A 22,303-nucleotide genomic window follows, 5' to 3' on the forward strand; every position below is an offset into this window, starting at 1 on the left:
AGAGCGCCACGACGCAGCAATCGTGCACGTCTGCCGACGTAGACTGATGAAGTGACAGCGTACGTCTCGGCCTTCGACCTTTTCTCCGTCGGCATCGGCCCCTCGAGTTCGCACACCGTCGGCCCCCTCCGAGCAGCGCGCGCCTTCTCCGAGCGCCTCGTCACCGACGGTCTCCTCCACCGCGTCAGCCAGGTCACCTGCACCTTGTACGGCTCCCTCGGCTCCACCGGCATCGGCCACGGGACCCCGGATGCCGTGCTCGCCGGCCTGGCGGGGCTCGAACCGGAGACCTGCCGTCCGGAAGACGTCCGCGGCGTCTGGGCGGGGCTCGGTCCGGGGTCGACCCTGCTGCTCGCCGGCCGCCGCGCCATCCCGATCAGCGGCGACGACATCGCCTTCGAACCGCGCACCCGCCTCCCCGGCCACCCGAACGCCCTCACCATCACGGCCTGGGGTTCCAGCGACGACGGTGCCGTGGATGTGCTCCCTCTGCTCGAAGAGACCTACTACTCGATCGGCGGCGGCTTCATCCGGCGCGACGGCGAGGAGGCGGACCTGGCCGCGCGCGCCGCGCATCCACTGCCGTACGACTCGGCGGAGGAACTGCTGCGGCTGTGCGCGACCCTGGACATCCCGATCTGCGAGGTGGCACGCCGCAATGAGGCGGCGATCCACGGCGAAGAGGCGACGCGCGAACGCCTCGACCTGATCTGGTCGGCGATGGCGGAGTGCGTGGCCAACGGCCTCGCCGGGGACGGCACGCTGCCCGGCGGCCTCGGCGTCCGGCGCCGCGCGGCCGCGATGCGCGAGCACCTCGAGTGCGTCGGCGAGGAACCGGGCCGCGACACGTCCATCGAGTGGCTGCACGCGTTCGCGCTCGCGGTCAACGAGGAGAACGCGTCCGGCGGCCGCGTGGTCACGGCGCCGACGAACGGCGCGGCCGGGATCGTGCCGGCGGTCGCCCACTACTACCTGCGATTCGTCCCCGGGGCGTCGGCCGAAGGCATCCGGAAGTACCTGCTCACGGCGACGGCGATCGGCTCGCTGTTCAAGGCCAACGCCTCCATCTCCGGCGCGGAGGGCGGCTGCCAGGCGGAGGTCGGCTCGGCCTGTGCGATGGCGGCGGGCGCGCTCTGCGCGGTGCTCGGCGGCACCCCGCGCCAGGTGGAGAACGCGGCGGAGATCGCGATGGAACATCACCTCGGCCTCACCTGCGACCCGGTGGGCGGCCTGGTGCAGATCCCGTGCATCGAACGCAACGCCATCGCGTCGTCGACGGCGGTGTCGGCTGCGCGGCTCGCCCTGCACGGCGACGGCTCGCACCTGGTCTCGCTGGACACGGTGATCGAGACGATGCGCCAGACCGGGCTCGACATGTCGACCAAGTACAAGGAGACGAGCGAGGGCGGTCTCGCGGTGAACGTCATCGAGTGCTGAGCCCGGCCGCCACATGACGGCGTGTGGATGCGCGTTACGCCGCATTGCGCAGGCGGTGGGCGGATCGGAGGCCGCTGGTTAGCGTGGTGCCGTGACCCACGCATCCGACCCTGCTGCCACCACCGGCCCCGCCATCGACCCCGCAGCCGACACGTCCGCCCACCCGCTCGGCGCGGCGCTGGCCGGGCCGCTCGTGTCGACGCAGTGGCTCGCCGACCACCTGGGTTCGGACGGCCTGGTGATCCTCGACGCGACCGTCGTCGCATCCACTCGGCAGGACGGGTCACCCACCTCCGTCAGCGGGCTCGACCAGTACCTGGTCGACGGTCACGTTCCCGGCGCCGTGTTCGCCGATCTGCTCGACGTGTTCAGCGACCCGGCCGGGCCGTACCCGTTCAGCCGCCCAACCGCATCCGGGTTCGAGGCGGCGGCGGAGTCGGTGGGGGTCGACGCCGACACCACCGTCGTCGTGTACGACGCGTCGACCGGGCAGTGGGCGGCGCGGCTGTGGTGGCTGTTCCGGGCGTTCGGGCACGAGCGGGTGGCCGTGCTCGACGGCGGCGCGGTGAAGTGGAAGGCGGAGGAGCGGCCGGTCGAACGCGGGCATGTCGAACCGCGCGCGGCGGCGGGCTTCCTCGCGGAGGAGCGGCCGGACGCCTGGGTGTCGAAGGCAGACATCGCCGCCGTGCTCGACGGCAGTGCGGACGCCTCGCTGGTCTGCGGCCTTCCGCCGAAGGAGTTCAGCGGCGAGGCCGGCGCGCGCAGCAGGCTCGGCCACATCCCCGGCAGCGTGAGCGCCCCGGCCCTGCGGCTTGTCTCCCGCGACACCAACGCGTTCCTCCCCGCTGCCGCACTGCGCACGACGTTCGCCGACGTGCTCGCCACGGACAGCCGCATCGTCGCGTACTGTGCTGCGGGAATCGCGGCGGCCTCCGACGCGCTGGCGCTGGCCGTGCTCGGCCGGAACGACGTCGCCATCTACGACGCCTCGCTCAACGAGTGGGCGGCCGACCCGGATGCGCCGCTGGAGGTCGTGGACGCCGGACGCCCAACCTGAATCCCCGCTTCGGATTCGCCGAACGCCCGACGCGCGACCGGTATGCGTGCATAAGCTCACATCATGAGCCTCGCTGACATCCCACTCACCACCATCGACGGAGGCACCACCTCCCTCGGCGCGTTCGACGGCCAGGTCGTCCTGATCGTGAACGTTGCATCCCGCTGCGGCCTCGCGCCCCAGTACGAAAAGCTGGAAGCGCTGCAGAAGACGTACGGCGACCGCGGTTTCACGGTCATCGGCTTCCCGAGCAACCAGTTCCTGCAGGAGCTGTCGTCGACGGACGCGATCAAGGAGTACTGCTCCACGACGTGGGGCGTCACGTTCCCGATGATGGAGAAGGTCAAGGTCAACGGCAAGTCGCAGCACCCGCTCTACGCCGAGCTGACCAAGACCCCGGATGCGGCCGGCAAGGCCGGCAAGGTCAAGTGGAACTTCGAGAAGTTCGTCGTCCTCCCGAACGGCGAGGTGCACCGCTTCCGCCCGACGGTCGAGCCGGACGACCCCGCGATCGTCGGCCTCATCGAGGGCGCGCTGGCGGAGGCCGCCTGACGGTCGTCCGCGGGTGCGGCGCGCGTCTCGGCCGCGCTGCGGTGCGTGTGAGCGGCGCGCGCTCTGGTCGCGCCGCGGTCACGCGCGCCGGAACCACCGCCCGGCGACACGCTCGGTGAGCCGCCACGGCCCGGTGTGCGCCAGGCTCTGGATACGCTCCACCGCGTGTTCGGCCACCGGGATCGCGTCGTCGACGGTGTCGGCCGTGAACCGCACGGTCACCCTGGCTTCGCCGGCGACCACGTCGAGGCTGCTGGCCTCGACGACCGCGAGCTCGGCGACGGCAGCGGCGGCAGCGGGAACGACGGCGTCGGGACGGACGCCAGGAAGCAGGAGACCTACGGAGACGATGACACGGAACGACGGCACCATTCGAGAGTACGCGAGCGCCGCATCCCGATTTCGGGCGGATGAGGCGTACCCTGTCCTGGATCGGACACGCGTGATGGGGGCGCAATGATGCGAATGGACGGAACGACGAGCCTGAACGACGGACGACTGCGGGGGCAGGACCTGGATGCGCCGGAGCGCGGCGCCCACGGCCACGGTGCCTCCCGCCCTGCAGCCGGTGATCTCACCAGGGAGCAGATCGAGGAACTGACCGCCCTGCTGCTCGAGCGACGACGCGGTGACCAGGCGGAGGCGGAACGGCTCGCCGAATCGCTCGGCATCGTGCTCTCGGCCCGCTCCGACGCGACGGCCGACGACGAACACGACCCGGAAGGGCCGACGCTGTCGTCCGAGTGGAGCAGACTGCAGGCGCTCCGGGGCGAGACCAGCGACGACATCCGGGCAGTGGATGCGGCACTCGACCGGATCAGGCAGGGAACGTACGGTGCATGCGCGCGCTGCGGCTCGCCGATCGGCGTCGACCGTCTGCGCGCCCGGCCCACCGCCGAGCTGTGCATCGGGTGCGCGCTGGTCGTCGACAGCTGAGTTGCGGGGCGCGCTGGCCTCGTAGCTCCTACCCTCCGTGCGCGCCCACGCGCGCCGCGCGGTAGACGGCTTCGGTGCGGGAGGAGGCTCCCACCTTTCTGAGGATGCTGGAGACGTGGACGCTCGCCGTCTTGGCGCTGATGTAGAGGCGTTCGCCGATCTGCTTGTTGCTGAGGCCCTGTTCGATGAGAGCGAGCACCTGGACTTCGCGGTCCGTCAGCACCGGTTCGGCACCGCGCGCCGTGACGTGGCGGGCGGGGGCGGCCGAGGCGATGAGCTGGTCGGCCGCGTCGACCAGCAGGCCGAAGCCGAGGTCGGCGGCGAGCTGACGTGCCTCGGCGGCGGACTGCTCCGTCGCGGCGCGGTCCCCGGAGATGGCATGCGCCTGGGCCCGGCGGAGGAGCGCGTACGGACGAAGGTGCGCGGGAGCGCCGTCGGCCAGCGCGGCCGCGGCGGCGCGGTCCCAGGCCTCGACGTGCTCGACGGACGGGACGCTGCGCACGGCGGCCAGCTCGGCCTCGACGAGCGGCGCCCACACGGGGTGGGTGGGCCAGGACGCAAGGTCGGCGAGGACGGAGAGCAGCGCGTGCGCCGCGTGCTCGGTGGGCAGGTCTGAGGTGGCGACATCTGTGCCGACCACCCCACCTGCCGCGTCAGCGACCGGTGCAGCGCTCACGACCGTTGCCCCGCCCGCCGCGAGTTCGGAGAGCGCGCGGGCGGCGACCGCGAGCAGCGGCAGGTCGTAGGCCGGGATCGAGCGGCGCACGTCGGAGATGATGACGCTCGCGTCGCGCCAGGCGGTCGTCGCGTCGCCGCGCGCGATGGCGATCTCGGCGGCGACCCTGGCGAAGCCGAGGCGGGACTGCATTTCGATCTCGGCCTGGACGAGCATCCCTTTTCGCCAGCGGCGCAGGAGGTCTTCCGCCCGCTGCGTGTCGCCGCGCCAGAGGGTGAGCCACAGCTTCATGCGCTGCAAGTGCACCCGGAAACCGGGAGGGGGATCGAGTTCGAGCGCGGGGTCGAGCATGTTCTCGGCGAGGTCGAGTTTGCCGAGGGCGAGGAGGGGCTCGACCGTGTTGGAGGCGAGCATGACGCCGGACGTGCGCTCGACGCCGCGCAGCCTCGCCTGAGCGACCCCGGCCTGGGCGATGCGGACGGCCTCGTCGAAGCGCCCGAGCAGGTTCATCACGTCGGAGGCGTTCACCGCGTTGCGGAGGAGCGGGCCGCTCTCCCCGTCCGCGAGCACGCGGGCCGCGTCGAGGTCGGCGAGCCCGTCGTCGATCGAACCGTGATTGACGAGCACCGTGCCCCGGATGGTGTGCGCCACCGAACGCCGGGCGCTGGCGTCGTCCGCCGCCTCCGCGATCGACAGCGTGGACGTCTGGATGGCCTCGTCGTAGCGCGCTTCGAGCATCAGCCGCCCGGCGACCTCGGCGAGCAGCTGGGCGCGCAGACCGTCGCCCGGGTCGTGCGGGGCGATGGCGAGCGCCTCCTGCAGCAGCTCGACCGATCCCGGCCTGCTGAGGTTGGCGAGGTATTGCGCCTTGTCACGCAGCAGCCGGGCGTGCCGGTCGGGGCTGAGCCCGTCGGTGTCGGAGAGCGCGACGTTCACCAGTGCGAGCGCGCGCTCGCTGTCGCCGGCGTTGCGGAGCGCGGACGCCGTGCGCGACAGCAGTTCGGTGCGGCTGCGCCCGGCGAGCGCCTCGGCGTCGTCGACGCGATCCCACAGTTCGAGGGCTCTGTCGCCCGCCGCGGCCGCCGCCCGGTATGCGTAGGAGAGGCGCGACTCCTCCATCGCCTCCAGCGTGGCGATGAAGGCCCTGCGCAGGTCGTGCGCCGCCATCCAGTGGTAGGAGATCTGGCTGGCGGAGCCGCCCGCCTCCTCGATGGCGAGCGCGTAGCGCGTGTGGAAGCGCGTGCGCTCCCCCGGCAGCAGGTCGGCGTGGATCGCCTCGCGGACGAGCGCGTGCCGGAACGAGTACTCGGTGGTGTCCGCGGCGAGGACGTGGGCGACGACCGCCTCACGCGCCGCAGCATCCAACTGGTCGGCCGTGCCGTCGAACACGGCGGCGAGCAGGTCGTGCTCCACGCAGACGCCCGCCGCCGAGAGCAGCCGGAGCAGCCCCTGCGCTGGTTCGCTGAGCCGTTCGTAGCGGGCGAGCAGCAGATCGCGCAGCGTCTCAGGGAGGTCTTCTCCTGTGCCGAGGTGCTCGATGCCGATCAGCTCCTCGACGAAGAACGGCACGCCCTCGCTGAGCTGGTAGACGCGGTCGATGGTGGCGGAGTCTGCCGGGCAGCCGAGGATCTGCTCCGCCTGGGCCGTCACCTGCGCGCGGCTCAGTCGCGCCAGCTCCCAGCGTGTCGCCCGCCGAGTGCGGTCGAGCTCGGGCAGATAGGAGCGCAGCGGGTGGCCGCGCAGCACCTCGTCGCTGCGGTAGGTGAGCAGCAGCAGGAATCGCCCGCGCTCCATCATGCGGATGACGAACCGGACCAGTTCCAGCGTGGCGGTGTCTGCCCAGTGGATGTCTTCGATCGCGACGACGAGTGGATGCGCGGCCGAGACGTTCTCGAACAGCACGGTGACGAGCTCGTACAGCCGCTCCGCCCCGGTGCGCGCGGGCACGGAGTCGGCGGAGGCGAGCTCCGGCAGGAGGACGGAGAGCACGCCGGAACCCGGACCAGCCGCCGAGAGCACGGCATCCAGCCCGATGGCGTCGACCAGCTGACGGAGGATGGCGGTGAACGGGGCGTACGGGGCGCCGTCGCTGCCGAGATCCACGCTGCGGCCGGCCAGGACGGTGGCCCCGGATGCGGCCTCCGACAGGAACTCGGAGACCAGCCGGGACTTGCCGATCCCCGCCTCGCCGCCGATGACGACCGCCCGCGGCTGGCCGTCGGCGACCGCGGCGAGCTCGTCGCGCAGCGCTTCGAGATCGGGCTCCCGCCCGATCAAGGAAGCGCTCGACGCCGGTGATCGCATGAATTGATCATGCCATCGACCACCGACACTCGGAGCGGGTGAGTCCTGGCCGATGGGGCGGTCGATCCGGGTCGGGGTGAGTGAGTCTCTCGCGGGGCTCACCGACCGGCGTGCTGCAGTTCGCGCTGGGTCGCACGCTCCGCCGGAACGGCCGCGCTCGGCGCGCCCGGATCCGCCGGAACCGCTGCGGACGGAGCGTCCGGTAGCGCCGCGGACGGCGCATCCGGAGCCGCCGGCGCCTCCCGAACCGAGGCACCGGCCGATGCCGCCTGCGCCGACGCATCTCGTCGCTGCGCCCGCTGCGCCCGCGCTGCGCGCCGCCGCGCCAGCCAGCCGCCGGTCGGCTCCTGCGCGTCGTCTGCGCGGATGACGCGCAGCAGTTCGAGTTCCCTGGTGGTGGCGGCCGTCTCCGACGCCCGCACCCTGTCGGCCACATATTCTTCTAGCAGCATTTCGTCTTCCCCTGGTTGCTGTCGCTCTCTTTTCTGAGTGGTTCGACTCTCGTCTCTAAGGCAGGGGCCGGACATCGGGCAGATGCCCTATTTCGGTTCGGGATGGTTCTCGACACGGCTCCTGGCGGGGTGGATGCTGGGGTCATGGCAACCATCAACGAGCTCACGCCGCCGTATCGGGTCGGCTATTTCGTCGGCAGTCTCTCCGCCCATTCGATCAACAGGATGCTCGCGAACGCTCTTGTCTCCCTCGCTCCGGAGGATCTGGTGATGACCGAGATCCACATCGGCGAACTTCCGCTCTACAACAGGGATTTCGACGGCGATTTCCCGCAGGTGGCGCTCGATTTCAAGGCGAGCATCGCCGCCCAGGATGCGCTGCTGTTCGTCACGCCCGAGTACAACAGGTCCATCCCTGGCGCGCTCAAGAACGCGATCGACTGGGCGAGCCGGCCGCACGGGGAGAACGTGATCGCGCGGAAGGCGACGGCCGTGATCGGTGCCTCCCCCGGCGCGATCGGGACCGCGGTCGCCCAGCAGCAGTTGCGCAGCGTCCTCGGGTTCCTGCAGGCGCCGCAGATGAATGCGCCGGAGGCGTACATCCAGATGCGTCCCGGGCTGATCACCGAGGACGGCTCCGTCACCGACCCGGGAACCGAGGCCTTCCTGAAGAGCTACCTCGACGCGTTCTTCGAGTTCATCGAGCGCGTGCTCACCGTGGTGCCGAAGGCGCGCTGACCCTCCGCCGCGGCGGACGGATGTTGTCTCCCGCCGCAGGCGACAGCCGCACGGCCTCGACGACCGATCCGAGCGCGAGGACCGCGATCAGCACGAAGGCGATCCGGTATGCGCCCGCGGGCTCCTGCAGGCCGGTCCACGCGGCCAGCGGCTCCCCGAAGCGCAGCGCCACAGCGCCGACGGCGACCCCGAGCCCGGCGGCGATCTGCTGAACGGTCGACGCCAGCGTGTTCGCCGCCGTCATCTCCTCCGCAGGCACGTCGGCGAACGCGATGGTGTTGTACGCGGTGAACCCGGTGGAACGGGTCATTCCGCTGAACACGAGCAGCACGACGACGAACGCGATCGGCGTCAGCGGCGCGATGAACGCCGCGAGGACCATGCTCAGCACCGCGCCGGCCGTCGAAGCGATGAGCACGCGCCGGAACCCCCAGCGGACGAGCAGCGGCGTGGTGGCCGGTTTGATGACCAGGTTGCCGACGAACAGCGTCAGCACGATCGCACCCGCCTGCACGGGCGACCAGCCGAGCGCATCCTGGAAGAACAGCGGCAACAGGAACGGCACGGCCGAGATGGGTCAGCCGGAACAGCGATCCTCCCGCGTGCGTGACCCGGAACGTCTCGATCCGGAACGCCCGCAGGTCGAGCAGTGGATGCGCCGCCCGCAGCAGATGCAGGATCGCCCACCCCGTCAGCACCGCCCCGGCAACGCCCGCGGCGATCGTCGCAGCGGCGGGCGCGGCAGGATCGGAGAGCAGCGCGCCGAACACCACCACCCCGCCGACGCCGGTGAAGGTGAGCGCGAACCCCAGCCAGTCGAGCGGCACCCGCTGCCGGTCGAGCTCGCGCGGCGTCAGCCGGAGCGCTGCCACGAAGGCGACAGCGCCCAGCGGGACGTTGAGCAGGAAGATCCAGTGCCAGCTGGCGTACGTGACGAGCAGGCCGCCGACCAGCGGCGCGACGATCGGGGCGGCGAGCGCCGGCCAGGTCAGCCACGCGATGGCCCGCACCAGGTCTTTCTTCTCCGTCACCCGCAGGACCGCGAGGCGTCCGACCGGCACCATCATCGCGCCGCCGGCGCCCTGCAGCACCCGCATCGCGGTGAGCTGCACGAGGTCGGTGCTCGCCGCGCACAGCACCGACGCGACGGTGAACACGGCGATGGCCCCGGTGAAGACGGCGCGCGCCCCCAGCCGTTGCGTCAGCCATCCAGAGATCGGGATGAGCACGGCGAGCGTCACGAGGTATGCGGTGATCGCGACGCCGACGGTCGCCGAGTCGATGCCGTACGCACGGCCGATGGTGGGGGCGGCGGTCGCCAGGATCGTGCCGTCGAGGTTCTCCATGAAGAACGTTCCGGCGACGAGCAGGGTGAGCGCCAGCTGGCGGCGGTCGTTCATGGTGCGGTGCGTCGAGCAGGAGCCTCCGCGCGCCGCGGGCGGGCTGGGGTCACCGGCCGCCCTCGTGCTTGCGGTGGCGCTGGGCGATGGCCGGAGCGCCGTATGGGTAGTCGTCGGTGCGGGGAGCACTCGCGTCGGTGAGGGTCGAGCGCTGCTCGTCGGTGAGGGTGAGCTCGGCGGCGGCGAGGTTGTCGGTGAGCTGGTCGACGGTGCGCGCTCCGAGGATGACCGACGTGACGGCCGGGCGGTCGGCGAGCCAGGCCAGTGCGACCTGCGACGAGGACGCGCCGGTCTCCGCTGCGACGGCCGCGACGGCGTCGATGACCTGCCAGGTGCGGTCGTCGGCGTTCCGCTTGTCCCACGCCTCCATGCCGCGCTTGGGGTCTTCGCCGAGGCGGGTGGCTCCGGTGGGGGTCTGGTCGCGCGTGTACTTGCCGCTCAGCCAGCCGCCGGCGAGCGGCGACCACGGCAGGAGGCCGATGCGCGCATCCAGAGCTGCGGGGACGACCTCGTGCTCGATGCCGCGCACCAGCAGGTTGTACTGGGGCTGCAGGGTGACCGGCGCCGCCCAGCCGTTGGCGCGCGCGAGCTGCGCGGCCTTGGTCAGCTGCCAGCCGAGGTAGTTGGAGAAACCGTAGTAGGAGATCTTGCCGTCGCGCACCGCCTGATCGAGGAAGCCGAGGGTCTCTTCGAGCGGGGTGAGCGCATCCCAGGCGTGCATTTGGTAGAGGTCGATGTGGTCGACGCCGAGGCGGGACAGAGACGCGTCGAGCGCCGCCCGGAGGTGGGTGCGGGACAGGCCGACGTCGTTCGGGCCCTCTCCCATCGGGAAGCGGCCCTTGGTGGCGATGACCACCTCGCCGCGCCGGCCGGGGTTCTGCGCCAGCCAGCGTCCGATGATGGTCTCCGAGGTGCCTGCACTGTAGACGTCGGCCGTGTCGATGAAGTTGCCGCCGCCCTCCAGATAGGTGTCGATGATGAGGTGCGAGGTCTGCTCGTCGGCCTCCGCCCCGAAGGTCATGGTGCCGAGTGCGTATTCCGACACGATCGTGCCGCTGTTTCCGAGAGTGCGAAGTTCCATGCTCCGACGCTATTCCTGTGCCGCACGATTGCGAACCGTTTGCCGTCGAATGGTGGAAAAGTCGCCGGGAGCGTGGGCTGTGGAGGGATCGCCGCCGCCGTGCCACGCTGGAGCCATGCCCGACGCGCCGCTCCGCCTCCTGCTGGTCTCCGACACCCACGTCCCCGCGCGTGCCAAGGCACTCCCGCCCCAGCTGCTCGCGGCGATCGACGACGCGGACGTGGTCGTGCACGCCGGTGACTGGGTGGATGCGGCGACGCTCGACCTCCTGGAGGCGCGCTCCCGGCGATTGATCGCCGTCCACGGCAACAACGACCACGGGGTGCTCCGGGAGCGTCTTCCCGAGATCGCGACGGCGGAACTCGGCGGGCTGCGGTTCGCGGTGGTCCACGAGACCGGACAGGCGACAGGGCGCGAGCTGCGCTGCGCGCAGGCCTTCCCCGACACGGATGTGCTGGTGTTCGGGCACAGCCACATCCCGTGGGACACGACGGCGCCGAACGGTCTGCGGCTGCTCAACCCGGGATCCCCGACCGACCGCAGGCGGCAGCCGGTGGGCACGTATCTGACCGCGACGGTCGCGGACGGGGTGCTCGGCGAGGTGCGCCTGGTGCCGGTCGAGCGCTGATCACTCCACCGGAACCAGGAACCCGTCCACCACGAGCGCACGCACCGCGGGCACCAGCTCCGCGAACAGAGCACTCTCGTCCACCTCGAGCAGCTGCGCGAGGGCCGCGACGATCGCCGCGACGCTGAGCTCGCCGTCGCACGCTCCGACGAGGGCGATCAGGCCGGTGTCCCCCTGCACGGTCCTGCCGAACCCGCCGCCCTGGCGCAGGAGCATCGCGGTGGGGGCGTCGTCGCCCGGCCAGAAGTGCCGTTCCTCCGTCACGTCGCCGGCGACCGCGTAGCGATGCGAGGCGAACGCCGCGTCGTCGAGGGCGGCCTGCCAGTCGTGGGCCGCCAGGCTGTCGCCGAGATGCACGCCGAGCCCCGCCTCGTTGGAGCCGAGCGCCCCGTGCCTGCGCTCGAGCCTCCTCAGCGTCGGCTCTCCCGTGATCGGACGGCGCAGCAGCACGTAGCCGAAGCCGACCGAGCGCACGTCCCTGCTCTCGAAGTCGTCCAGCCAGGCGGACATCAGCCGGTCGAAGGCGTCGGTGCCCTGCCGCGTGCCGCCGTCACGGATCCAGGTCTCCGCGTAGCGGGCGGCGTCCTCCACGTCGCGCTCGACCACCCACGCGTCGACGGGAACAGTGGATGCGTCGAGCCACCCATCGACCCTGGCGAATCCGTCCCCCGCGCCCTCGCCCGCGCCATCGCCCGCGCCGTCACCGCCCCCGCGGTACTCCCAGTTCGCCAGCAGCTGCGCCACCCCGCCCGGCGCCAGATACTCCCCCGCCATGCTGATCACCGCCTGCACCAGCGCGTCGCCCACCATCCCGCCGTCGCGGTATTCGTACTCCGGCACACCCTCGGCGCGCGGCGTGATCACGAACGGCGGGTTCGACACGATGTGGTCGAAGGTCTCCCCCTCCACCGGCTCGAACAGGCTGCCGAGCCGGAACTCGACGCCCTCGATCCCGTTCAGTTCGACGTTGAGAGCGGCGAGGTCGATGGCGCGCTGCGAGATGTCGGTGGCGACCACGTGGTTGGCGTGGCGGGAGGCGTGCATGGCCTGGATGCCGCATCCGGTGCCGAGGTCGAGCACCCGGTCGACCGGGTTCTGCAGCATCAGCCCGCTGAGGGTCGTGGATGCTCCGCCGACGCCGAGCACGTGGTCGACGGGGAGCGCGTGGCCGAGGGAGAGCTCGCCGAGGTCGGAGACGATCCACCAGTCTGCCGCGCCGTGCGCATCCACGAAGCTGTACGGCCGCAGGTCGACGGCAGCGAAGAACCGGTCGCCTCCCGTCGAGGAGATCAGCCCGAGCGCGACGGCGCCGTCCACGCCCAGCGCGGGGAACGCCTCCGCCAGGTCGTCCCCGGTGGCCGGACGGCCGAGCAGGAACACCGCGGCGAGCGTCGCCAGCGGGGTCGGGCCCGATACGCCAGTGCGGGCGTCCAGTGCCCGCAGAGCCGGGATGCGCTGCCCGCGGTGCAGCGCGTCGGCGGCTTCTGCACCCCACAGCGCCGTGACGCGCGCCACGGTGAAGTCGGCGGCGGCGAGGTCGGAGCGGAGGGCGGCGATGGGGGATGCGGTCACCGGACTATTCAAACGCATCCGGTGCCGGCGGTCCCACGCGGGCGGGCTGCGGAGCAGAATGGGCACATGGTCCGCAAGAGAGCGATCGTGACAGGTTCCGTGCAGGGTGTCGGCTTCCGGTGGAGCGCCAGGGAGACCGCGCACCGGCTGGGCGTCACCGGGTTCGCCCGCAACCGGGCGGACGGCAGCGTCGAGGTGGAGGTCGAGGGCGACCAGGAGCCGGTCGACAGGATGCTCGACTGGCTCCGTACGGGCCCGCCGGGCTCGGAGGTGGCGGACGTGGCGGTCAGCGACGCAGCACCGGCCGGGGACGACGCGTTCCGTATCCGGGAGACCAGGTAGGGCAACAGCGCACCTAGGGACACAGCCGAGGGAGGGTCACAATAGGACCATGACCCGTGCGACGCTGCTCACCATCACCACTCCCACCGGCACCCCCGACGCCGGGGACGCCGGCTTCGTTCTCGCCGACTTCGACGCCCCGCAGGTGCGCGTCACCGACCTGAGCGTCACCCGCGGAGACGGCGTCTTCGAGACCGTCGCCGTGATCGGCGGCCACCCGCAGGCGCTCGAACCGCACCTCGCCCGGCTGGCGCACTCCGCCGACCTGCTCGACCTGCCCGCCCCGGCGGCCGACGTGTGGCGCGCGGCCGTGCAGGCCGGCGTCGCCGACTACCTGCAGCGCAACGGCGGAGACGCCGAGCTGTTCGCGAAGCTCATCTACACGCGCGGCGTCGAAGGGGCGGGCGTCCCCAGCGGCTGGGTGTTCGTGGACGAGGGGGAGGACTTCTCCGCGCCGCGCCAGGGCATCCGGGTGGTCACCCTCGACCGCGGCTACCGGCACGACGTCGCCGAGACCTCTCCGTGGCTGCTGCAGGGCGCGAAGACCCTCTCCTACGCGGTGAACCGCGCCGCCCAGCGCGAGGCGGTTCGGCGCGGGGCGGACGATGTGATCTTCCTCAGCTCGGACGGGTTCGCCCTCGAAGGGCCGACGTCCAACGTGATCCTGCGCTCCGGCACCACGATCAGGACGCCGCAGACCGACCAGGGCATCCTCGCGGGGACCACCCAGGCCAGCGTCTTCGAGTTCTTCGCCGCCCGTGGCTACGACACGGTCTACGAGGAGATCACCGCCGACGAGCTGACGCGCGCCGACGCGCTCTGGCTCGTGTCCAGCGTGCGCCAGGCCGCGCCGATCACGGCGCTCGACGGGCGCGAATTCCCGGTCGACGCGGCCCTCACCGCCGACCTCAACGCGTTCCTGCTCTCCCGCACCAGCTGACCGGGGCCTGCGGGCATCCGGATGCGCGGGGTGGCGCGGTTTCGTCAGCTGCGGCCGTCGGCGTTTAGGCTGTACGCACTGTGCGCGACGGCGCGTGCGGACGGACGATCGCGGAGGGGAGGGACGACGTGGCGGAACACGTGCCGACGAGTATCGAGGTGCTGCGGCAGCAAGCCCGCGACGAGCTCGCGGCGATCATCGAGCACCGCTGCCGGGCGGGCGAGGACCCGTGGCAGTTCATCCCCGATCTGCCGAGCGTCGACCAGCAGGTCGTCATCGGCCTGCGCGCCAGCGCCGTCGACGCGTTCGACCTGGCCGACGAGCAGTCCCGTGCCCACCATCCCGCCGCGGGCCGGGCGATGTTCGCGCGCTTCGAGTACGACGTGCTGCGCAGGATCGCGCTGACCCACCCCGAGCTGAGCGCCGCCGTGTGGGAGCTGCTGGACCGGCTCGAACGCGCGTAGCGCACGCGGCCAGCAGCGCGCGATCAGCCCAGCGCGTCCGCCGTCGTCACCGGCAGGTCGCAGACGAAGTCGTGGCACAGGTACGCCGCCGCCTCTCCCCCGATGGATGCGCGCCCCGCATACAGCTCGAAGCCCTCGGCCGCGAACGCCGCAGCACCCGCATCGTCCGCCGCCGCGGTGAGCGCCGCACCCCGGCGCCGCACGGCGGCGAGCAGGTCGCGTCCCCGCGCATCCATCAGCGCCGGCCGGATGCGGTCGAAGCCCTCCGCGCCGGGCGTCACCAGCACCAGCTGCTCGGGTTCCTCCGCGAGCCGCGACATCAGTTCCAGCGCAGCGCCGAACGCGCTCGGCGTTCCGACCGCCTGGGCGGCGACCACGCGCATTCCCTCGCGGGCCGCTCGCTCGTAGCGGCGCTCCCCCGAGAGCAGGAACAGGGTGTGCGCAGCGGACGCCGCCGACGTGAGGCCGGACGGGTACGCGCCCTCCGACGGGTCGACGCGCACGCCCATCCCGCTGCTCTGCAGCACGGGATCGCCTCCGCCCGGCGTCTCGAACGGGCACTCGGCGTCTCCGGCCGCGTCGATGCACAGGTCGATCAGGTCGCGTGCTGCCGCGGCGTAGCGCGGGTCGCCGGACGCGAGCGCGAGGTCGAGCAGTCCGGAGGCGAACGCTCCGTAGTCTTCGAGGGTGGCGGCCGCCTCGGACACGCGCTCGCCGAGGGAGGCGCGCACGAGCAGGCCGTCCGCACTGCGGTGGCGGTCGAGCAGGTCGTCGGCCGCCTGCCGCGCCGCCGCCAGCCAGGCCGGACGGTCCAGGATGAACGCCGCCCGGGCGAGTGCGCCGATCGCGAACCCGTTCCAGCCGGTGAGCACCTTGGCGTCGACAGGTGGCGGCTCCAGGCGTGCCCGTTCCGCAGCGGGCAGCCGGTAATACGCGCCCTCGACGCGGGCGCCGTCGATCGTGCTCTCCGAGTCCTGTGCGGACGCGAATCCGCCCTCCGGCCTCCGCAGCACTCCGAGCAGGAACGCGGCGATCCCGTCCGCCGCGCGCTCCGCCCACGGCTCCCCCGCCTGTTGCCAGGCGTCCGCGTAGCAGCGCAGCAGCAGCGCGTTGTCGTAGAGCATCCGCTCGTAGTGCGGCTCGCTCCAGTCGCGGCGGGTCGCGTAGCGGAAGAAGCCGCCGTCGACGGGGTCGCGCAGCGGGGATTCGGCCATCAGGCGCAGCGTGCGCGCGCCGAGCTCCCTCCCGCTGTCCCTGGCGAGCAGGAAGCCGAGCACGGGTGCGACGGGGAACTTCGGCGCCGTCCCGAATCCGCCGTACCGCTCGTCCTCCGCCGCGGCGAGCGCCGTCACCGCCGCGTCCAGTGCGCGGGCATCCGGCAGCTCGGAGACGGCGGTGGCAGCAGTGGATGCGGCTTCGAGCGCCGCGACGACGGCCGCGGCGTTGCTCTCCACCTCGCTCCTCCGCTCCCTCCACGCATCCCACACCGCGTCGAGCACCTGACGGAACGACGCCCGCCCGTCGACGGCCACCGGAGGGAAGTACGTCCCGGCGAAGAAGGCCCGCCCATCCGGTGTGGCGAACACGGTCAGCGGCCAGCCGAGGTTGCCGGTGAACGCGCTGGCGGCGGAGAGATAGCCGGCGTCGACCTCCGGATGCTCCTCCCTGTCCACCTTGACGGCCACGAACCGCGCGTTCAGGCTCTCGGCGAGCGCGGCGTCGCTGAAGCTCTCCCTGGCCATCACGTGGCACCAGTGGCAGGTGGCGTAGCCGATCGAGATGAGCACGGGCACATCCCGCCGCCGCGCCTCCTCGAACGCCTCAGCACCCCAGGGGAACCAGTCGACGGGGTTGTCCGCGTGGGCGCGAAGGTACGGGCTGATCGCGTCAGCGAGCCGGTTCGCCATGCCGCCCACCCTAGTCCCGTGGCGGAGTCCTCGTCCCGGGGCGGGGCCTCGTCCCGTGGCGGAGTCTCAGGCCGAGAAGCCCTGGGCGCGCGCTCGGCCGGCGTCCGCGACGTGCAGGTTGGCTGGGCGGGGCAGCCCGAGGTGGTCGCGGAGGGTGGTGCCCTCGTACTCGGTGCGGGCGATCCCGCGGCGCTGGAGCTCCGGCACGACCAGCGCGGTGAACGCGTCGAGCTGGGCGGGGAGGAACGGCGGGAGGATGTTGAAGCCGTCGACGGCGCCCGAGCCGAACCACGCCTCCAGCTGGTCGGCGACCTCGCTCCCCGACCCGACGACCGCGCCGGCGGGCGCGGCGTGCGCGGCGAGCAGCCTCCGGTACGTCACGGGATGCTCGCCGCCGATCCGCCTGCCGGTGCGGGTCTGCACCGCTTCCAGCAGCCGCTGGCCGCCCTCGGAGAAGCGCCGCGCGACCCGCAGCGGCACCTCGGCGTCGAGCTCCGGGGTGCCGAGGGGCACGCCGACGATGCCGGAGAGCGCCCTGATCGTGCGATTCCCCGGGAAGTCCACGGATTGGATGCCCGCCGCCTGTGCAGCACGGTCACCGGCGAGCGGCACCAGCCCGAGCAGCGTGTCGTAGACCGCCTGCGCCTCCTCCGTCGTGCCGGCGACGACAGGGAGGATCGGCGTCACGATGCGGGGGCCGCCGTCCGTGCGTCCGGCTGCAGCTGCGCGCGCGCTCGTCTCCGCGCGCACGCTCTGCGCGTCGGCGATCGACGCGACGGCCACGATCGAGACGTCGGCGAGCTCGCCGGCCAGGCGCCGCGCCCGGGCGGAGCCGCCCGCGTGCACGATCGGCAGGTGGCCCTGCACCGGCCGCGGTGCGGTCAGCGGCCCGGCCACCCTGACGTGCGCTCCGACGGCATCCGTCCTGTGCAGCCTCTCGGGGTCGATCAGCCGGCCGGACGCCCTGTCGCGCAGGAACGCGTCGTCCTCCCAGCTGTCCCAGAGCATCCGGAGCGCCCGCACGTACTCGTCGGCCTCGTCGTAGCGCGGCTCGGCTCCGCCGAGCGGGTCCCTGCCGTGGTTGGCTGCCGCGCGCGGGTCCGCCCCGGTGACCAGGTTGATCCCGGCCCGCCCTCCGCTCAGCCGGTCGATGGATGCGGTCTGCCGCGCCAGCGTGAACAGGTCGTAGTACCCGGTGTTGGCCGTGGCGATCAGGCCGATGCGCCGGGTGACGCCGGCCAGGTAGGAGATGGCGCTCAGCGGGTCCATCCTGGCCAGCAGGTCGGGGTCGCGGAACTCGAGGTCCGGGCCGGTGGCGAGCCACTCGCCGAAGAAGAGGTAGTCGAACTTCGCCGCCTCCGCCGCACGCGCCGTCCTGCGCAGCACGGCGGGGTCGCGGAGCGGGTCGTTGTGGGCGCCCGGGTATCGCCAGCCGGACGGGAAGGCGCCGAGCGCACGGAACACCGCGCCGAGGATGAGCTGCCTGGTCACGGGCGACGCTCCGTTCCCCGCCGAATCGCTCCCCCGTCCGCCGCCATCAGCGTCCCAGGTACTTGGCGATCGACTCGGCCTCCGCCACGTTACTGCGGATCAGCGGGATCGCCCGGGCGACGGCCAGATCGATGCGCTCGTGCAGGTCGAGGCTGCTCACGGCGCCGTTGGTGAAGTCGGAGTCGTTCGCGTAGATGCCGATGGGCAGCGTGAGCGCCTGGAAGAAGCCGAACAGCGGCCGGAACTGGTGCTCGATGATGAGCGCGTGGCGGTCGGAACCTCCCGTCGCCGCGATCAGCACGGGGGTGTCGACGAGCGCATACTGGCCGACGAAGTCGAACAGGTGCTTGAACAGCCCGGTGAACGACGCCCGGTACACGGGACTCGCGACGACGAGCAGGTCGGCGGACTCGATCCGCTGCAGTTCGGCCTCGACCGACGCGGGCAGCTCGTCGCGGCGGAGCGCCCCGGCGAAGTCGGGGCCGATCTCGTTCACGGCGATGAGGTGCGCGTCGATCGGCAGCTCGCGCCCGAACGACGCGAGGATCTCCTTGACGAGCGCCGTGGTCTTCGACGGCGTGTGCAGGCTGCCGGACACCGCGACGACGCGCAGCGGCCGGGCGGACGGGTTCGACGGGATGGGCGAGAGCTGAGACATGCCTGCGACGCTAAGCCCGTGCATCCCGGAATACCAGGCTGGGCGTCACGCGGCGTAAACCTGGAGCGCAACACGGCGTCATCTCCCGCCGAGGCTTCTCCGATTCAGAACCGGCGCAGGTGAATTCATAAGCGATGGCGGTTGGAACTGCTGAACGCCAGGGATTACCGTAGAAGAATGGTTGCAAACGCAAATATCCCCACCCTGGAACTCAACAACGGCACCGTGATCCCGCAGCTCGGCTTCGGCGTCTTCCGCGTCGACCCGGCCGAGACCACGCGCATCGTCACCGACGCGCTCGAGGTCGGATACCGCCACATCGACACCGCCGCGATCTACGGCAACGAGACCGGCGTCGGCGAGGCCATCGCCTCCTCCGGCATCGCCCGCGACGACCTGTTCGTCACCACCAAGCTGTGGAACGACCGCCAGACCGACGCGCAGGCCGCCTTCGACGAGTCGCTCGAGAAGCTGGGCCTCGACTACGTGGACCTGTACCTCATCCACTGGCCCACCCCGGAGAAGGACACCTTCGTCGAGGCGTGGAAGTCGCTGGAGACCATCTACGCCAGTGGCCGCGCGAAGGCGATCGGCGTCTCCAACTTCCTCGTGCCGCACCTGGAGAAGCTGCTCGCGAACACGGACATCGTCCCCGCCGTGAACCAGATCGAGCTGCACCCGGCGCACCAGCAGCCGGAGGTGACCGCGTTCGCCCGCGAGCACGGCATCCAGATCGAGGCCTGGGGCCCGCTCGGCCAGGGCAAGTACCCGCTCTTCGACGCCCCCGAGGTGTCCGGCCCGGCTGCCGCCCACGGCAAGACGCCCGCTCAGGTCGTCATCCGCTGGCACCTGCAGACCGGCAACATCGTCTTCCCCAAGTCGAACCGCCGCGAGCGCATGGCGGAGAACTTCGACGTGTTCGACTTCGAGCTGACCGCCGACGAGGTCGCCGCGATCACCTCGATGGAGCGCGAGGGCCGCGTCAGCGCGCACCCCAACGAGGTCAACTAGCACCAGCAGCACCACCCCTCCCTGCGGAGCCCGTAGGCTCGCCGTGTGCGCATTGTGACGATCACCGGGAAGATCATCTACATCATCGGCGGCTACGGGCTCCTGCTGGTGCTGAACGTGTTCATCTTCCAGCGGCTCGTCAACCCCACGATCGACGTGCTGATCGTCGCGATCCTCAACGTGGCGTACGTCACCATCGGCGTTCGCACGTTCCGCGGCATCGAAGAGAACCGCGAAGACCCGCGGGTGTGGTGGCGCGCGACCGCCCGCCCCGCCGCCGGTTTCTGGATCGGCGGCGGGCTGGCCGTCGCCGCGGGCATCGCCCTGCTGGGCGCGCTCGCCTCCAAGCCCGCTGACGCGTTCGTGCCCACCGTCGCGTGCGTGGTCTACGCGGCGCTCTCCGCCTTCTACCTGCACTCCTCCTACCGGCTGCGCACCCTCGACACGGCGCCCTGACGACCGGCCGGATGCGCACCCGTGCCTGGGGTCCGCGTGCGCTAGCGTCGTCAGCATGACGACGCGCGAGCAGGTCGACCACCTGGCCGAGGCACTCCTGGCCGGCAACGCCGAGCGGTTCGCCACGATGCGCGACCGGATGTTCACCCTGATCGACGCCGCGACCGCCGACGGGCATCCCCAGTCCACCGAGCCCATCGCCATCGCCTCCCCCGAACGCGACGACGTGCTGTGCGTGTTCGCCTGCACCTGCATCGGCGCGAGCGAAGGGCAGCCGATCACCCTCATCGCCACCAAGCTCAGCGCCGTCGCACGCGACGACGAGAGCACGGCGCCGACCGACGCGGAGGCGCTCGCGTTCTCCCTGGCGCTGCTCGGCGACGCCTGGTTCTCCCAGTCGCTGCGGGATGCGGCGGAAGTGGCGGACGCCGACCGCCCGACGAAGGGCGTCCGGCTCTACCTCTCCGGCGACTTCCAGCCCGGCGTGCCCGAGGTGTTCAGCGACTCCGTCGTGCCGACGGTGTCGACCCTCGGCTAGGCGCCCTCCTCCTCGAACCGCGCCACCAGCTCCCGCTTCAGCACCTTCCCGCTCGGTCCGAGCGGCAGCGCATCCAGGATCACCACCCTCCGCGGGAACTTGTACGCGGCGATGTGCTCCTGAGCGAACGCCACCAGGTCGTCGCCGTCCGCGCTCATCCCCGGCATCACCGTGACCACCGCCATCACCTCCTGGCCGTGCGTCTCGTGACTGACCCCGAATACGGCGGCCATCGCAACGGCCGGATGCGTCGACAGCACCTCCTCGACCTCGCGCGGGTACACGTTGTAGCCGTTGCGCACGATCATGTCCTTCTTGCGGTCGACGATGGTGATGTAGTCGTCGTCGCTCTTCGTGCCGAGATCGCCCGTGCGGAACCAGCCGTCGACGACCGCCTCCGCGTTCGCCTCCGGGAGGTTGAGGTAGCCCTTCATCAGGTTGTGCCCGCGCACCACGATCTCGCCGAGCTCTCCGCGCGGCAGCAACTCGATCCTGCCGTCGACCTCCGCGTCGGCGATCTCCACATCCACGCCCCAGATCGGCGTGCCGACCGTTCCCACCCTGGTGGGCTTCCCTCGATGGTTGAACGACGCGACCGGCGAGGTCTCCGTGAGCCCGTACCCCTCGTGCACGTCGATCCCGTAGACCTCTTTCATGCGCTCGATCACGGCGACCGGGATGGCGGCGCCCCCGCTCATCCCGTAGCGCAGCGGCGGCCGCTCGTCGTTGGTCTTGGCCGCTTCGAGCAGCGCGATGTACATGGTCGGCACGCCGGTCATGATCGTGCAGGCGTTGGCGTTCAGCAGGGAGAGGGCCGTCGCGCCGTCGAACTTCGGCACGAGCACGATCGCTGCGCCCGCCCGGAAGCCGATGTTCATCACGCAGGTCTGCCCGAACGTGTGGAACAACGGCAGGCAGCCCAGGATGCGGTCGTCCTGCCCGATGTCGAGCGTCCCGGCCAGCAGCACGTTCACCTGCTCGACCAGCGAGAAGTGACAGCCCTCCGCCCCCTTCGGCTTGCCGGTGGTGCCGCTCGTGTACAGGATGGTGGCCGTGTCGAGCGGGTCGCGAGGGACGTAGGTGTCGATGGGCTGCGCATCCCGTGCCTCGTCTTCGAGCCTGGCGAACGGCAGCGCGCCGACGGACTCGTCCGGCACGAGCACGGACAGCGTCTCGACGCCGGCGAGCGCTGCACCCTTCGCGCCCTCGCCGAGCAGCGGTGCGGCGCAGATCAGCAGCTTCGCCCCGCTGTCGCGCAGCACGTACGCGATCTCCTCCGCCTTGAGCAGCGCGTGGACGGGCACGACGATCGCGCCGAGCGCGAGCACCGCGTAGTACGAGCGAGGGAAGTCCGGGACGTTGGGAAGCAGCAGGGCGACCGCGTCCCCCTCCCCGACGCCGCGGGCGCGGAGGGCCCCCGCGTACTGGCGGGTCTGCTCCCAGAGGTCTCCGTATGCGATCTGCTGATCTCCGAAGATCAGCGCGACGTTGTCGGGCATCCGGTGGGCCGTCTCTGCGAGGATGCTCGCGACCGACATCGTGGCGAAACCGTGGCTCATGCGTGTGCTCCCTGTCTCCATTGACAAAAGAACCCGTTCGGGTTGTTACGAAACCTACTCCCGCGGCTGCCGGAATGGATATTGCAACATTCCGCCCGTGACAT

22 protein-coding genes and 1 pseudogene are annotated in these 22,303 nt (G+C 71.5%); 12 read left to right on the plus strand and 11 right to left on the minus strand.

Annotated elements, in window-relative coordinates; all coding sequences use genetic code 11:
• Positions 1–51: 51 nt before the first annotated feature.
• The 3 genes from B7438_RS11610 to B7438_RS11620 all read left to right on the plus strand — a co-directional run bounded on the left by B7438_RS11610 (position 52) and on the right by B7438_RS11620 (position 3,046).
• Positions 52–1,437 carry an L-serine ammonia-lyase gene (locus B7438_RS11610; RefSeq protein WP_085369757.1) on the plus strand — a complete coding sequence of 462 codons (1,386 nt, stop codon included), beginning with the start codon at positions 52–54 and terminating at the stop codon, positions 1,435–1,437.
• Positions 1,438–1,528: 91 nt separating this feature from the next.
• The gene (locus tag B7438_RS11615; RefSeq protein WP_085369758.1) at positions 1,529–2,494 is read left to right on the plus strand and encodes a sulfurtransferase; all 966 of its coding nucleotides are present in this window, start codon (positions 1,529–1,531) and stop codon (positions 2,492–2,494) included.
• 63 nt (positions 2,495–2,557) lie between these two features.
• Positions 2,558–3,046, plus strand: coding sequence for a glutathione peroxidase (locus tag B7438_RS11620; protein WP_085369759.1), 489 nt, complete (start codon positions 2,558–2,560; stop codon positions 3,044–3,046).
• 78 nt (positions 3,047–3,124) lie between these two features.
• On the opposite strand, the gene B7438_RS11625 is transcribed toward B7438_RS11620, so the two are convergent.
• A complete protein-coding gene (locus tag B7438_RS11625; protein ID WP_373270194.1) occupies positions 3,125–3,418 on the minus strand; it encodes a hypothetical protein in 294 nt (97 codons plus the stop codon).
• Between the two features lie 93 nt (positions 3,419–3,511).
• Here B7438_RS11625 and B7438_RS11630 point away from each other — a divergent pair, with 93 nt between their 5' ends.
• Positions 3,512–3,982 carry a TraR/DksA C4-type zinc finger protein gene (locus B7438_RS11630; RefSeq protein ID WP_085369760.1) on the plus strand — a complete coding sequence of 157 codons (471 nt, stop codon included), beginning with the start codon at positions 3,512–3,514 and terminating at the stop codon, positions 3,980–3,982.
• Positions 3,983–4,010: 28 nt separating this feature from the next.
• Here the strand turns inward: B7438_RS11630 and B7438_RS11635 are convergent, their stop codons facing one another.
• The gene (locus B7438_RS11635) at positions 4,011–6,962 is read right to left on the minus strand and encodes a helix-turn-helix transcriptional regulator (RefSeq protein WP_085369761.1); all 2,952 of its coding nucleotides are present in this window, start codon (positions 6,960–6,962) and stop codon (positions 4,011–4,013) included.
• Between the two features lie 98 nt (positions 6,963–7,060).
• A complete protein-coding gene (locus B7438_RS20550; protein ID WP_179150794.1) occupies positions 7,061–7,414 on the minus strand; it encodes a hypothetical protein in 354 nt (117 codons plus the stop codon).
• Between the two features lie 144 nt (positions 7,415–7,558).
• On the opposite strand from B7438_RS20550, the gene B7438_RS11645 reads away from it, so the two are divergent.
• Positions 7,559–8,152: an NADPH-dependent FMN reductase gene (locus tag B7438_RS11645; RefSeq protein WP_085369763.1), complete on the plus strand. Its 594-nt coding sequence runs from the start codon at positions 7,559–7,561 to the stop codon at positions 8,150–8,152.
• Here B7438_RS11645 and B7438_RS20845 read toward each other — a convergent pair.
• The 3 genes and pseudogenes from B7438_RS20845 to B7438_RS11655 form a co-directional block, all read right to left on the minus strand.
• On the minus strand, positions 8,127–8,717 hold the full coding sequence (locus tag B7438_RS20845) for an MFS transporter (protein WP_256921994.1): 591 nt from the start codon (positions 8,715–8,717) through the stop codon (positions 8,127–8,129). The two genes, B7438_RS11645 and B7438_RS20845, sit on opposite strands and share 26 nt — an antisense overlap.
• Positions 8,718–8,889: 172 nt before the next feature.
• A pseudogene (locus B7438_RS20850) lies at positions 8,890–9,552 on the minus strand (MFS transporter); the annotation flags it as partial.
• A 49-nt stretch (positions 9,553–9,601) separates the two neighbouring features.
• Positions 9,602–10,633 carry an aldo/keto reductase gene (locus tag B7438_RS11655; RefSeq protein ID WP_085369764.1) on the minus strand — a complete coding sequence of 344 codons (1,032 nt, stop codon included), beginning with the start codon at positions 10,631–10,633 and terminating at the stop codon, positions 9,602–9,604.
• A 115-nt stretch (positions 10,634–10,748) separates the two neighbouring features.
• On the opposite strand from B7438_RS11655, the gene B7438_RS11660 reads away from it, so the two are divergent.
• The gene (locus tag B7438_RS11660) at positions 10,749–11,261 is read left to right on the plus strand and encodes a metallophosphoesterase (RefSeq protein WP_085369765.1); all 513 of its coding nucleotides are present in this window, start codon (positions 10,749–10,751) and stop codon (positions 11,259–11,261) included.
• Here the strand turns inward: B7438_RS11660 and B7438_RS11665 are convergent, their stop codons facing one another.
• Complete coding sequence (locus B7438_RS11665) at positions 11,262–12,851, minus strand: methyltransferase (protein WP_143465845.1); 1,590 nt, start codon at positions 12,849–12,851, stop codon at positions 11,262–11,264.
• 48 nt (positions 12,852–12,899) lie between these two features.
• Between B7438_RS11665 and B7438_RS11670 the strand changes: the two genes are divergently transcribed.
• The 3 genes from B7438_RS11670 to B7438_RS11680 all read left to right on the plus strand — a co-directional run bounded on the left by B7438_RS11670 (position 12,900) and on the right by B7438_RS11680 (position 14,579).
• Positions 12,900–13,175 (plus strand): acylphosphatase, encoded by a 276-nt coding sequence (locus B7438_RS11670; protein WP_085369767.1) that lies wholly within the window; start codon positions 12,900–12,902, stop codon positions 13,173–13,175.
• Positions 13,176–13,224: 49 nt separating this feature from the next.
• Positions 13,225–14,115, plus strand: coding sequence for an aminodeoxychorismate lyase (locus B7438_RS11675; RefSeq protein ID WP_085369768.1), 891 nt, complete (start codon positions 13,225–13,227; stop codon positions 14,113–14,115).
• Positions 14,116–14,195: 80 nt separating this feature from the next.
• Positions 14,196–14,579 carry a hypothetical protein gene (locus B7438_RS11680; RefSeq protein WP_373270195.1) on the plus strand — a complete coding sequence of 128 codons (384 nt, stop codon included), beginning with the start codon at positions 14,196–14,198 and terminating at the stop codon, positions 14,577–14,579.
• Between the two features lie 23 nt (positions 14,580–14,602).
• Here the strand turns inward: B7438_RS11680 and B7438_RS11685 are convergent, their stop codons facing one another.
• The 3 genes from B7438_RS11685 to msuE all read right to left on the minus strand — a co-directional run bounded on the left by B7438_RS11685 (position 14,603) and on the right by msuE (position 18,635).
• Positions 14,603–16,486 carry a thioredoxin domain-containing protein gene (locus tag B7438_RS11685; RefSeq protein ID WP_085369770.1) on the minus strand — a complete coding sequence of 628 codons (1,884 nt, stop codon included), beginning with the start codon at positions 16,484–16,486 and terminating at the stop codon, positions 14,603–14,605.
• 66 nt (positions 16,487–16,552) lie between these two features.
• Positions 16,553–17,977 carry an NtaA/DmoA family FMN-dependent monooxygenase gene (locus B7438_RS11690; protein WP_085369771.1) on the minus strand — a complete coding sequence of 475 codons (1,425 nt, stop codon included), beginning with the start codon at positions 17,975–17,977 and terminating at the stop codon, positions 16,553–16,555.
• A 46-nt stretch (positions 17,978–18,023) separates the two neighbouring features.
• Entirely contained in the window at positions 18,024–18,635 is a 612-nt protein-coding gene (msuE, locus tag B7438_RS11695; RefSeq protein ID WP_085369772.1) for an FMN reductase, read from the minus strand.
• Positions 18,636–18,812: 177 nt separating this feature from the next.
• Here msuE and B7438_RS11700 point away from each other — a divergent pair, with 177 nt between their 5' ends.
• Genes B7438_RS11700 through B7438_RS11710 form a run of 3 tightly spaced genes read left to right on the plus strand, consistent with a single transcriptional unit; the run spans position 18,813 to position 20,640 of the window.
• The gene (locus tag B7438_RS11700) at positions 18,813–19,646 is read left to right on the plus strand and encodes an aldo/keto reductase (protein WP_085369773.1); all 834 of its coding nucleotides are present in this window, start codon (positions 18,813–18,815) and stop codon (positions 19,644–19,646) included.
• Between the two features lie 45 nt (positions 19,647–19,691).
• Positions 19,692–20,102, plus strand: coding sequence for a hypothetical protein (locus B7438_RS11705; RefSeq protein ID WP_085369774.1), 411 nt, complete (start codon positions 19,692–19,694; stop codon positions 20,100–20,102).
• Positions 20,103–20,157: 55 nt separating this feature from the next.
• Positions 20,158–20,640, plus strand: coding sequence for a hypothetical protein (locus tag B7438_RS11710; protein ID WP_085369775.1), 483 nt, complete (start codon positions 20,158–20,160; stop codon positions 20,638–20,640).
• Here B7438_RS11710 and B7438_RS11715 read toward each other — a convergent pair.
• Positions 20,637–22,199 (minus strand): long-chain fatty acid--CoA ligase, encoded by a 1,563-nt coding sequence (locus B7438_RS11715; protein WP_085369776.1) that lies wholly within the window; start codon positions 22,197–22,199, stop codon positions 20,637–20,639. The two genes, B7438_RS11710 and B7438_RS11715, sit on opposite strands and share 4 nt — an antisense overlap.
• Positions 22,200–22,303: the final 104 nt, after the last annotated feature.

The sequence above is a fragment of the Leifsonia sp. NCR5 genome (genome assembly GCF_002105485.1).
Classification (GTDB): Bacteria; Actinomycetota; Actinomycetes; order Actinomycetales; family Microbacteriaceae; genus Leifsonia.

Excerpts from the sequence above, each read along its gene's own strand:
- B7438_RS11620 (WP_085369759.1), top strand. The coding sequence starts at position 2,558 with ATGAGCCTCGCTGACATCCCACTCACCACCATCGACGGAGGCACCACC.
- B7438_RS11625 (WP_373270194.1), bottom strand. The coding sequence starts at position 3,418 with ATGGTGCCGTCGTTCCGTGTCATCGTCTCCGTAGGTCTCCTGCTTCCT.
- B7438_RS11630 (WP_085369760.1), top strand. The coding sequence starts at position 3,512 with ATGGACGGAACGACGAGCCTGAACGACGGACGACTGCGGGGGCAGGAC.
- B7438_RS11635 (WP_085369761.1), bottom strand. The coding sequence starts at position 6,962 with ATGCGATCACCGGCGTCGAGCGCTTCCTTGATCGGGCGGGAGCCCGAT.
- B7438_RS20550 (WP_179150794.1), bottom strand. The coding sequence starts at position 7,414 with ATGCTGCTAGAAGAATATGTGGCCGACAGGGTGCGGGCGTCGGAGACG.
- B7438_RS11645 (WP_085369763.1), top strand. The coding sequence starts at position 7,559 with ATGGCAACCATCAACGAGCTCACGCCGCCGTATCGGGTCGGCTATTTC.
- B7438_RS11655 (WP_085369764.1), bottom strand. The coding sequence starts at position 10,633 with ATGGAACTTCGCACTCTCGGAAACAGCGGCACGATCGTGTCGGAATAC.
- B7438_RS11660 (WP_085369765.1), top strand. The coding sequence starts at position 10,749 with ATGCCCGACGCGCCGCTCCGCCTCCTGCTGGTCTCCGACACCCACGTC.
- B7438_RS11665 (WP_143465845.1), bottom strand. The coding sequence starts at position 12,851 with ATGCGTTTGAATAGTCCGGTGACCGCATCCCCCATCGCCGCCCTCCGC.
- B7438_RS11670 (WP_085369767.1), top strand. The coding sequence starts at position 12,900 with ATGGTCCGCAAGAGAGCGATCGTGACAGGTTCCGTGCAGGGTGTCGGC.
- B7438_RS11675 (WP_085369768.1), top strand. The coding sequence starts at position 13,225 with ATGACCCGTGCGACGCTGCTCACCATCACCACTCCCACCGGCACCCCC.
- B7438_RS11685 (WP_085369770.1), bottom strand. The coding sequence starts at position 16,486 with ATGGCGAACCGGCTCGCTGACGCGATCAGCCCGTACCTTCGCGCCCAC.
- msuE (WP_085369772.1), bottom strand. The coding sequence starts at position 18,635 with ATGTCTCAGCTCTCGCCCATCCCGTCGAACCCGTCCGCCCGGCCGCTG.
- B7438_RS11700 (WP_085369773.1), top strand. The coding sequence starts at position 18,813 with ATGGTTGCAAACGCAAATATCCCCACCCTGGAACTCAACAACGGCACC.
- B7438_RS11710 (WP_085369775.1), top strand. The coding sequence starts at position 20,158 with ATGACGACGCGCGAGCAGGTCGACCACCTGGCCGAGGCACTCCTGGCC.
- B7438_RS11715 (WP_085369776.1), bottom strand. The coding sequence starts at position 22,199 with ATGAGCCACGGTTTCGCCACGATGTCGGTCGCGAGCATCCTCGCAGAG.